10 protein-coding genes are annotated in these 9492 nt (G+C 63.2%); 6 read left to right on the top strand and 4 right to left on the bottom strand.

Annotated elements, in window-relative coordinates; all coding sequences use genetic code 11:
• Window positions 1-3 precede the first annotated feature (3 nt).
• The 3 genes from PDR5_RS11990 to PDR5_RS12000 are packed head-to-tail and all read left to right on the top strand — an operon-like array spanning window position 4 to window position 2382.
• Window positions 4-1047: an alpha/beta fold hydrolase gene (locus PDR5_RS11990; protein ID WP_064595633.1), complete on the top strand. Its 1044-nt coding sequence runs from the start codon at window positions 4-6 to the stop codon at window positions 1045-1047.
• A 24-nt stretch (window positions 1048-1071) separates the two neighbouring features.
• A complete protein-coding gene (locus PDR5_RS11995; RefSeq protein WP_064595635.1) occupies window positions 1072-1581 on the top strand; it encodes a cytochrome P460 family protein in 510 nt (169 codons plus the stop codon).
• A 24-nt stretch (window positions 1582-1605) separates the two neighbouring features.
• On the top strand, window positions 1606-2382 hold the full coding sequence (locus PDR5_RS12000; RefSeq protein ID WP_064595637.1) for an alpha/beta fold hydrolase: 777 nt from the start codon (window positions 1606-1608) through the stop codon (window positions 2380-2382).
• A gap of 46 nt (window positions 2383-2428) precedes the next feature.
• On the opposite strand, the gene PDR5_RS12005 is transcribed toward PDR5_RS12000, so the two are convergent.
• Window positions 2429-3643, bottom strand: coding sequence for an MFS transporter (locus PDR5_RS12005; RefSeq protein WP_064595639.1), 1215 nt, complete (start codon window positions 3641-3643; stop codon window positions 2429-2431).
• A 133-nt stretch (window positions 3644-3776) separates the two neighbouring features.
• Here PDR5_RS12005 and PDR5_RS12010 point away from each other — a divergent pair, with 133 nt between their 5' ends.
• From PDR5_RS12010 to PDR5_RS12020, 3 genes are all read left to right on the top strand, one after another.
• Window positions 3777-4592, top strand: a complete 816-nt coding sequence (locus tag PDR5_RS12010; protein WP_064595641.1) for an AraC family transcriptional regulator — start codon at window positions 3777-3779, stop codon at window positions 4590-4592.
• A 135-nt stretch (window positions 4593-4727) separates the two neighbouring features.
• Window positions 4728-5477 carry a creatininase family protein gene (locus tag PDR5_RS12015; protein WP_064595644.1) on the top strand — a complete coding sequence of 250 codons (750 nt, stop codon included), beginning with the start codon at window positions 4728-4730 and terminating at the stop codon, window positions 5475-5477.
• Between the two features lie 65 nt (window positions 5478-5542).
• Window positions 5543-6961 (top strand): aldehyde dehydrogenase family protein, encoded by a 1419-nt coding sequence (locus tag PDR5_RS12020; RefSeq protein WP_064595646.1) that lies wholly within the window; start codon window positions 5543-5545, stop codon window positions 6959-6961.
• Between the two features lie 66 nt (window positions 6962-7027).
• On the opposite strand, the gene PDR5_RS12025 is transcribed toward PDR5_RS12020, so the two are convergent.
• From PDR5_RS12025 to PDR5_RS12035, 3 genes are all read right to left on the bottom strand, one after another.
• Window positions 7028-8461, bottom strand: a complete 1434-nt coding sequence (locus PDR5_RS12025; RefSeq protein WP_064595648.1) for a catalase — start codon at window positions 8459-8461, stop codon at window positions 7028-7030.
• Window positions 8462-8597: 136 nt separating this feature from the next.
• Window positions 8598-9014 carry an organic hydroperoxide resistance protein gene (locus PDR5_RS12030; protein WP_064595651.1) on the bottom strand — a complete coding sequence of 139 codons (417 nt, stop codon included), beginning with the start codon at window positions 9012-9014 and terminating at the stop codon, window positions 8598-8600.
• 40 nt (window positions 9015-9054) lie between these two features.
• Window positions 9055-9459: a hypothetical protein gene (locus PDR5_RS12035; RefSeq protein WP_064595653.1), complete on the bottom strand. Its 405-nt coding sequence runs from the start codon at window positions 9457-9459 to the stop codon at window positions 9055-9057.
• Window positions 9460-9492: the final 33 nt, after the last annotated feature.

A 9492-nucleotide genomic window follows, 5' to 3' on the forward strand; every position in this document is an offset into this window, starting at 1 on the left:
GGCATGACTGACTTTAACGCTGTAACCCCATCCCGGCGCGTGCTCGCCGGTTCGATCCTGGCGCTTGCGCTGGGCATCGCTTCGGCATACGCCAGCGCCGCCGAAGTGCCCGCCGGCAAGATTGACGCCATTACCGCCGGCACCCACGTTTCGTTCGGCGCGCTGAAACACGTCAAGGCCGGACTGCTGGACGTGTCCTACGCCGAAGTCGGTCCGGCCGACGGTCCGGTGGTCATCCTGCTGCACGGCTGGCCCTACGATATTCACAGCTACACCGATGTCGCCCCGGCGCTGGCGCAGAAGGGCTATCGGGTGCTGATCCCATACGCGCGCGGCTATGGCGACACGCGTTTCCTGTCTGCCAAAACCGTGCGCAACGGCCAGCCGGCGGCGCTGGCCAAAGATCTGATCGACTTCATGGACGCCCTGAAGATCAAGCAGGCCGTGCTTGGCGGCTATGACTGGGGCGCGCGTACTGCCGACATCGTCGCCGCGCTCTGGCCCGAGCGGGTGAAAGCGCTGGTGGCGGTGAGCGGTTACCTGATCGGCAGCCAGGAGGCGGGCAAGACGCCGCTGCCGCCGGCGGCGGAGTTGCAGTGGTGGTATCAGTTCTACTTCGCGACCGAGCGCGGCCGTCTGGGTTACGAAAAGAACACCCACGACTTCGCCAAACTGATCTGGCAGCTGGCCTCGCCGAAGTGGACCTTCGACGACGCGACTTACGAGCGCAGCGCCGCCGCGTTGCAGAATCCGGATCACGTCGCGGTGTCGATCTTCAACTACCGCTGGCGCCTGGGACTGATCAAAGGGGAAGCGCAATACGATTCGCTGGAGAAAAAACTCGCGGCATTCCCCTCGATCAGCGTGCCGACCATCACCCTGGAGGGCGACGCCAACGGTGCGCCGCACCCACCGGCCGAGGCCTACGCCAAACGCTTTACCGGCAAGTACGAGTACCGGCTGATCAGCGGCGGCATCGGCCACAACCTGCCGCAGGAAGCGCCGCAAGCGTTCGCCCAGGCGGTGATCGATGCCGATCATCTCTGATTGCCGGCCGAAGGGGATCCGACCATGAAATTCAACCATTGGGCCGTGTTGCCAGCGGCCATTGCGCTCGCGGCACTGGCGGCCACCGGTGTCGCGTTGGGCGAGGCCGATGACGGCGATGCCTCGCCGATCTACGGCGTGAAGCTGCCGAAAAACTATCGGCAGTGGGCGCTGATTGCCCCGGCCCAGGAAGCCGCGCCGCTGGATGAACTGCGCGCGGTGTTGGGCAATGACCGGGCGATCAAGGCTTACCAGAACGCGACGCTGCCTTTTCCCGACGGCACGGTGCTGGTGAAGCTGGCGTGGAAACACGTGCAGTCGCCGGAGTTCGAGCCAGCCTCGATTCCGGGAGCGGCCACCACCGTTCAGGTGATGGTCAAGGACTCGCGCAAATACGCCTCGACCGGTGGCTGGGGATTCGGCCGTTTCATTAACGGCAAACCCGCCGACGAAGCCCAGCACCAGACCTGCTTTGCGTGCCATCAGGCGCGGGTGCAGAACCACGATTTTGTCTTCACTCGATACGCTCCCTGAATCCGTCATACGAGGAACATCCAGATGAAAAAAACACTGATTGCACTGAGCATCGCTGCGGGCCTGTGCCTGGGTGCCAATGCCTTCGCCCAAACCGCCAAACCCACGGTGGTGCTGGTGCACGGCGCGTTTGCCGACGCGTCGAGCTGGAACGGCGTGGCGAAGATTCTCGAGAAGGATGGCTACACGGTGATCGCCGCCGCCAATCCGCTGCGCGGCGTCAAGAGCGATGGCGCAGCGGTATCGGCGTTGCTCAGCAGCATCCAGTCGCCAGTGGTGCTGGTCGGTCACTCCTATGGCGGCAACGTCATCAGTGATGCGGCCAACGATCATGCCAATGTCAAAGCGCTGGTCTACGTCAGCGCCTTTGCCCCCGAGGCCGGTGAAACCGTTGCCGGGCTGGCCGGCAAGTTTCCCGGCAGCACCCTCGGACCAACGCTGGCACCACCCGTTGCGCTGGCCGACGGCGGCAAGGACCTGTACATCCAGCAGAGCAAGTTCCACGACCAGTTCGCTGCCGATGTCCCGGCTGCACAAGCGGCGCTGATGGCGGCTACTCAACGTCCGGTCACCGAAGCGGCGCTGAACGAGCAGGCCGGAACGCCGGCCTGGAAGCACATTCCGTCGTGGTACATCTACGGCGACAAGGACAAGAACATCCCGCCCCAGGCGATGGCGTTCATGGCCAAGCGTGCAGATGCCAGGGCGGTTGAGGTGGTCAAGGGCGCGTCGCACGTGGTGATGGTGTCGAATCCGGCACCGGTGGCGCGGCTGATTGAAAAAGCCGCGGCGGCCAACTGAAACCCTGCGACGTGCCGAGGCGCGTCGCAGGTCTGTCACCCCCCGCTCAGGCAACGGACACCTGCGGCGAAGTTGCCGGTGCCAGTCTGAGCAGGGGCGTGATGCCGAGCATCAACAGCAGTACCGCGAACAGCAAGGTGTACGCCGGGCCATAGTGTCCGGCGTATTCGCGCAGGGCACCGAACAGCAGCGGCCCGAGCGCGGCGATCAGGTAACCGATGAACAACATGAACACCGTCCACAATCCGGCCTGTTCGCTGGTGCGGGCGTGATCCAGCGGCAAGGTCATGGCCACGGTGAAGCCCATGCCCAGGCCGATGGCCGCGAGTACCACATACAGCATCGGCCAGTACGCCGGCAGGAACGCCATGCCGCCCACCCCGAGCAGGGCCAGCAACGCCGACAACCCGAGCAAACCGCGCCGGTCGTGGGCCTTGCCCGGAATCAGGCCCGCACCCACGCTGGCCACGGCGAACACTGCAGTAAAAATGCCCAGCAGGACGCCCGGGGAAACACTCGACGTGGCCGCTTCCACCGAGGCGGGCGCCATCCAGGCGAAGAGGGCGTAGACCACGAATTGCCCGGCCCCGAAATTCAACGCGATCAGCCAGGCCTGCGGATTGCGCCAGGGCAGGCGTTTGCTCGGGCTCGATGGCGATTTCACGGTGGGCGCCGGTGTCGCAAAACGGCGTGCCATCCACACCCAACTGGCGATGGCGGTGAGGCACAGCACGCTCCAGACTCCGGCGCTGACTCGCCAGTCTTGCGCCAGCTCGGCAATCGGTGCGCTGAGCACCGCCGCGAGGGTCGCGCCCAGACTCAAGCCGCCGGCATAGATGCCCATGAACAGCGCCGGGCGTTGCGCAAAGTGAGTCTTGATCCACGCGCCGGTCATCGCGCCGGCAACCGCAATGCCGATGCTGGCAAAGAACGTACTGCCGAGCAGGAAGAATGCATTCGGCGAGATCGCCCGCAACAAGGTCGAGGCGCCCAACAACGTCAGGGCGACCACCACACTGCGATCGATCCCGAAGCGCCTGGCCAGGCTCGGAACCACCAGCGCGAACACACCCATGCACACGTCAGGAATCGAGGTCAGCAGCGCGGCCTGGGTGTAGCTCAACTGGAAGTGCTGCTGGATCAGCAACAGAACCGGCCCCACCGAAATGATCGGCGGACGCAGGGCGATGGACAGGATCAGCAGGCCGATCACCGCCGTGACGCTCTGCTGGTGGCCGGAGAGATTGCGGGTGATTGCCATGGGAAAGGCCTCATTGATGAACAATGAGCGCAAGGCTAACAATGGGCCGGCCATGGCAAATGCCAGGGTTTGTCGCCAAAGTGACAATCGCCGCTTTAACACGATCAAGGTCTGTTTTCAGGAGACTCCAGCGATGAAACAGGAGGTGCGCAAGATCATCGCCCAGCGTGATTCCGCGCCGCGCAGCGAACGTTATCCCGATTATCAGGACGTGCCGCGGGTAATGACCGTGCTGGTGCGTGATCAGGCCACCGGCGAATACAACGAACCGCACGTGCATCGGCACGGGCAGTTGCTGTATGCCTCGAACGGCGTGATGCGGGTGGCCACCGAGCGCGGGTTGTGGATCCTGCCGCCGAAACGGGCGCTGTGGATTCCGCCCGGAATGATCCACGACCAGTTGATGCTCAGCGCGGTCAAGATGCGCTCGATCTACATCGAGCCGCAGGTCTGCGCAGGGCTGGGCCATCACTGCAAAGTACTGGAGATCCCCGGACTGCTGCGCGAGTTGATTCTGGCCCTGGCCGAGCAGCCGATCGAATACCCGCAGGAAGGCCGCAACGCGCACATCGTGGCGTTGATACTCAGTGAATTGCAGGCGGCGCGGACGTTGCCGATCGAAGTGCCATGGCCGGTCGACCGGCGACTGGTCACGGTGTGCGAGGCGATTCTGCAGGATCCCGGACAAGACCATTCCATCGGCTATTGGGCAGACCGGGTCGGTGCCAGTTCGCGCACGCTGATACGGCTGTTCGTCAATGAAACCGGCCTGAATTTCCGCCACTGGCTGCAGCAGGTGCGGCTGGCGACCGCCATCGACCGGCTCGACAAGGGGCAATCCGTCGGGGTGATTGCCCGGGATCTGGGCTACGCCAGCCAGAGTGCCTTCAGTGCCATGTTCAGACGGGTGATGGGTGAATCGCCCCGTGAATTTCTCGTTCGCGATTAGCGCGTTTTCGCGATTCCGATACCTTCGTATTCTGTCGTCGAAGGGAGGCGGGTGGTATCAATGACACTGCTGTTGCAGGTGCACTGAACACCCAGCCTCGTTCCGCGAGGAACCTTCGAAGAGTGAGAAATCCTGATGCTTTTATACCTATCGACCTGGTCCGAAATCGCCCAATTCCTCGAACGCAGCCGCACCATCGTCATCCCGATCGGTTCCAACGAACAGCACGGGCCGACCGGCCTGCTGGGCACCGACTGGATGTGCCCGGAAATCATCGCCCATGAAGCGCAGAAAAACGCCGATATCCTGATTGCCCCGACCTTCAACATCGGCATGGCGCAACATCACCTCGGCTTCCCCGGCACCATCTCGCTCAGGCCCTCGACGTTCATCGCCGCCATCGCCGACTGGACCCGTTCGCTGGCCGCCCATGGCTTTGAAAAGATCTTTTTCCTCAATGGCCACGGCGGCAACATCGCGTCAATCGAAGCGGCGTTTTCGGAGCTGTACGCCGAAGCGAGTTTTGCCCGACGCAAAGCCGGGTTCGCCCTGAAGCTGTGCAACTGGTGGGATCTGGAGGGGGTCAACGAGCTGGCGCGCGAGCAGTTCCCGACCGGCCACGGCATTCACGCGACCCCTTCGGAAATCGCCGTGACCCAATGGGCCTACCCCGATTCCATCAAGTCGGCCGACTACTCGCCGCAGATCGCCAACTGGGGGCCGATCCGGGAAGCGGCGGATTTCCGTGCCCGTCACCCGGACGGCCGCATGGGCTCGGACCCGGCCCAGGCTTCGCCGGAAAAAGGCCGGCAACTGGTGGAAATGGCCGCTCGGGGTCTGGTGCAGGAGGTGCAGGCCTTCAGCCGCGAGTCATTACCCGACTGAACCGTCGCCCTGATCAACGCCCGGATGTTCCGGGCGTTGCTGTTTCAACCCTTGGGAAAATCGCCATGTGGACTATCAAGCACAGCTACATCGATGGTGCGTTCGTGCCCGTTCAGGGCCGCGAAACGATCGAATGCATCAACCCGGCGACGGAGTCCGTCATCGGAACGGTCACCCTGGCCAATCGCGAGGATGCCAGGCAAGCCATCGCCGCCGCCCAGCGTGCGCAAGTCACGATGGGCCGCACCTCGAAAGCCGAGCGCATCGACATGCTCAAGCGCCTGCAGGCGGCGGTGCTGGAGAGCACCGAGGAGATACGCGACACCGCCATCGAGGAATACGGCGCACCGTTGGCCCGTGCGCAATGGGTCAGCCAGTACGCCTCGCAATCCTTCGTCAACGCGGCGCAGATTCTCGAAAACTACGAGCTGGTGCGGCCTGTGGGCCGTGCAAGCGTCGTGATGGAACCGGTTGGGGTATCGGCATTGTTCGCGCCCTGGAACAGCACCGCCGGTACGGTGTGCAGCAAACTGGCGGCGGCGATTGCCGGCGGCTGCGCCTCGGTCATCAAGCCGAGCGAACTCAGCCCGTTGCAGACCCAGGTGCTCGCGCTCGCCTTGCACCGTGCGGAACTGCCAAACGGGGTGATCAATATTGTCTCGGGCCGTGGCGGCGAAGTGGGCGACGAGATCAGCACCAGCCCGCACATCGCGAAGATTTCGTTCACCGGTTCCACCGCCACCGGAAAACTCATTGCCCGCGCGGGTATCGAGACCATGAAGCGGGTGAGTCTGTCGCTCACCGGCAAGTCGGCGTCCATCGTGCTCGACGACGCGGATCTCGAAGCGGCCATCCCCATGGCGCTGAATGCCGCCTTCATGAACAACGGTCAGGCCTGCGTTGCCGGCACACGGCTGTTGGTGCCGCGCGCGTTCCTGCCGCAGGTGATCGAGCGGGTAAGAGCCTTGGTCGACGCCCTAGTGGTCGGTAATCCCCATGATCCGGCGACGGCCATCGGCCCGTTGGTCAACCAGGCGCAGTTTGATCGCGTGCAGGGTTTTATCCGGCGCGGGCTGGAGCAGGGCGCGCGATTGATCGTCGGCGGGGAGGGCCGGCCTGCCGGGCTGAGCCAGGGCTATTTCGTCAAGCCCACGGTGTTTGCCGAAGTCAGCAATGACATGGACATTGCCCGGGAAGAGATCTTCGGCCCGGTGCTGTCGATCATCGCCTATGACGATGAAGAACACGCCATCCGCATCGCTAATGCCAGCGTCTACGGATTGCAGGCGTATGTGTTCACCCGCGAGGCGGAACGGGGCCGACGTATCGCTGCGCGCCTGGAGGCCGGTTCGGTGTTGATCAACCGGATCGCGCCGGAGTTGCTGGCACCGTTTGGCGGGGTCAAGCAGTCGGGGATCGGCAGGGAATTCGGGGTGTCGGGGCTGGAAGCGTTTCTTGAAGCGAAAAGCATCGTAGAGGACTGACCACGGCAGCAGGGCAAACAGGATCAATCCTGCTTGTCCTGCTTGCCTTGCTTACGCCATTGCGGATCAGCCCAGCGCTTCGATGGCCTGCGCAACACCCGCACCGTACGCTGGATCGGCCTGGGTGCAGTTATCGATGTGGCGTTGCCGGGTCTGAGCGCTGGCGCCATGGATCGAGCGCGCGGTGTTCTCGAACAAAACCTGTTGCTGGGCGGGCGACATGGCCCGGAATAGCGCGCCTGGTTGCGAGAAGTAGTCGTCGTCCTCGCGGTGGTTCCAGTGCCCGGCGCTGCCTTTCAGGGCCAGCGGCGGTTCGCTGAAATCCGGTTGCTCGGCCCACTGGCCATAGCTGTTGGGCTCGTAGCCGATTGTGCTGCCCGCGTTCGCATCGGTGCGCATCTGGCCGTCACGGTGATAGCTGTTGACCGGGCAGCGCGGCGCGTTCACCGGGATCTGATGATGGTTGACGCCGACGCGATAGCGCTGGGCATCGCCATAGGAGAACAGCCGGGCCTGGAGCATTTTGTCCGGTGAGAAGCTGATGCCGGGCACCACGTTGGCCGGGTTGAAGGCCGCCTGTTCGACGTCGGCGAAGTAGTTGTCCGGGTTGCGGTTGAGCTCGAGCACGCCGACTTCGATCAGCGGGTAATCCGCGTGAGGCCAGACTTTGGTCAGGTCGAATGGATTGATCGGGTAGGTCTCGGCGTCCAGCTCCGGCATCACTTGTACGTAGAGCTTCCATTGCGGGAAGTGGCCTTCTTCGATGGCGTTGTACAGGTCGCGCTGGGCGCTTTCGCGGTCATCGCCGATCAGTGTTGCGGCTTGTTGATCGGTCAGGTTCTCGATGCCTTGTTGGGTTTTCCAGGTGAACTTCACCCAGAAACGTTCGTTCGCCGGGCTGATGAAACTGAAGGTGTGGCTGCCGAAACCGTGCATGTGGCGGTAGGTGCGCGGCAGGCCACGATCGCTCATGACAATCGTGACCTGATGCAGTGCTTCCGGCAGTAACGTCCAGAAATCCCAGTTGTTGCGCGCGCTGCGCATATTGGTGCGCGGGTCGCGTTTGACCGCATGGTTGAGGTCGGGGAATTTCAACGGATCGCGCAGAAAGAACACCGGCGTGTTGTTGCCCACCAGATCCCAGTTGCCTTGCTCGGTGTAGAACTTGATGGCGAATCCACGGATATCGCGCTCGGCATCCGCCGCGCCACGCTCACCGGCCACGGTCGAGAAACGGACGAACACATCGGTGGTCTTGCCCACGCTGGAAAACAGTCTGGCCTTGGTGAAGCGGCTGATGTCGTGGGTGACGGTGAAGGTGCCAAACGCACCGGAACCCTTGGCGTGCATGCGCCGCTCGGGGATGACTTCCCGATCGAAATGCGCCAGTTTTTCCAGCAACCATACGTCCTGCAACAGCATCGGGCCTCTGGGGCCGGCGGTCTGTACGTTGTTGTTATCAACCACGGGCGCGCCCGCGGCAGTCGTCAGCTTGTTCATGCGCAACTCCTGGCTTTTGTCGGTTTCCCGCCATCACATCAAAAGCCCCGGGCGCGATCTATTGCACCATGGTGTCGCCGGATAGTACGAAGGTGTGGTTGGAAGACGGTGCGTTCTGGTGTCGGCGGGGGACAGATCAGGCGAGGGTGATGCTGACCTTGATGTTGTTGCGCGTGGCCTTGGAGTAGGGGCAGTTCTGGTGCGCGGCGTCGATCAGTTGTTGCGCCACTTGCGGCTCGATCTCCGGCAGTGACACCGCCAGTTTCGCTTGCAGGAAGAACCCTTGCTCGCCGTGGACCAGGTCGATTTGAGCATCCACCCCGGCCATGGCCGGAAAAACGATCTTGCGCGCGTTGCAGGCGTGGCGCAGTGAGCCGAGGAAACAGGCCGACCAGCACACGGCGAACAATTGCTCGGGGTTGGTTCCGGAGCCGGGCGCACCCGGGGGCGACAGCTTGAGATCCAGTCGGCCATCGTCACTGCGTCCTGTGCCCTCGCGGCCGCCTGTGGTGCAGGTATGCGCGGAGTAGAGGGTTTTTTCGATATCGATCATGGGCATTCCCTGAAAAGCATTTCACAGCGTGGAGGGCGGTTCATGTGGCCCGCGTGGGTTCATGACATTCGCGTGCAGATGCACCCGCCAGCGCGTCGGCCGTGGCCACGGCATCAGCGCCGCGATGGCCAAGATTGTCGAGCAGGGTCGAGCGGGCGATCTCGATCAGCCAGGCGCGAAACGGAAAGCTCGGGTCATGGGCGGCCTGTTCCTGATAGAGCGCCCTGAAGGCTTGCTGAACGAGGCTGCCGGTGTCTTCGCGACGGATCCGCCCGGCCTGCACCTGACCTTCGTAGAAGGCGATAAGCAACGGTGTCACCGTCGCGAACAGCTGTTGCGCCTCACCCCGGCCATGCCGGACGGCGCCCGCGACCAAGGCATACAATTCGTCGTTGCCGAGCCGGTCTGACTCGCACAGGCAAGTGTGGCGATAACCTTCAGCCATGGTCGAATCCCTCGCAAAACCATCGTTCGACTG

It is taken from the genome of Pseudomonas sp. DR 5-09, from assembly GCF_001655595.1.
Lineage (GTDB): Bacteria > Pseudomonadota > Gammaproteobacteria > Pseudomonadales > Pseudomonadaceae > Aquipseudomonas > Aquipseudomonas pharyngis.

What these genes read in the sequence shown, in the direction of transcription:
- PDR5_RS11990 (WP_064595633.1), top strand. Translation starts at nt 4, where the DNA reads ATGACTGACTTTAACGCTGTAACCCCATCCCGGCGCGTGCTCGCCGGT.
- PDR5_RS11995 (WP_064595635.1), top strand. Translation starts at nt 1,072, where the DNA reads ATGAAATTCAACCATTGGGCCGTGTTGCCAGCGGCCATTGCGCTCGCG.
- PDR5_RS12000 (WP_064595637.1), top strand. Translation starts at nt 1,606, where the DNA reads ATGAAAAAAACACTGATTGCACTGAGCATCGCTGCGGGCCTGTGCCTG.
- PDR5_RS12005 (WP_064595639.1), bottom strand. Translation starts at nt 3,643, where the DNA reads ATGGCAATCACCCGCAATCTCTCCGGCCACCAGCAGAGCGTCACGGCG.
- PDR5_RS12010 (WP_064595641.1), top strand. Translation starts at nt 3,777, where the DNA reads ATGAAACAGGAGGTGCGCAAGATCATCGCCCAGCGTGATTCCGCGCCG.
- PDR5_RS12015 (WP_064595644.1), top strand. Translation starts at nt 4,728, where the DNA reads ATGCTTTTATACCTATCGACCTGGTCCGAAATCGCCCAATTCCTCGAA.
- PDR5_RS12020 (WP_064595646.1), top strand. Translation starts at nt 5,543, where the DNA reads ATGTGGACTATCAAGCACAGCTACATCGATGGTGCGTTCGTGCCCGTT.
- PDR5_RS12025 (WP_064595648.1), bottom strand. Translation starts at nt 8,461, where the DNA reads ATGAACAAGCTGACGACTGCCGCGGGCGCGCCCGTGGTTGATAACAAC.
- PDR5_RS12030 (WP_064595651.1), bottom strand. Translation starts at nt 9,014, where the DNA reads ATGATCGATATCGAAAAAACCCTCTACTCCGCGCATACCTGCACCACA.
- PDR5_RS12035 (WP_064595653.1), bottom strand. Translation starts at nt 9,459, where the DNA reads ATGGCTGAAGGTTATCGCCACACTTGCCTGTGCGAGTCAGACCGGCTC.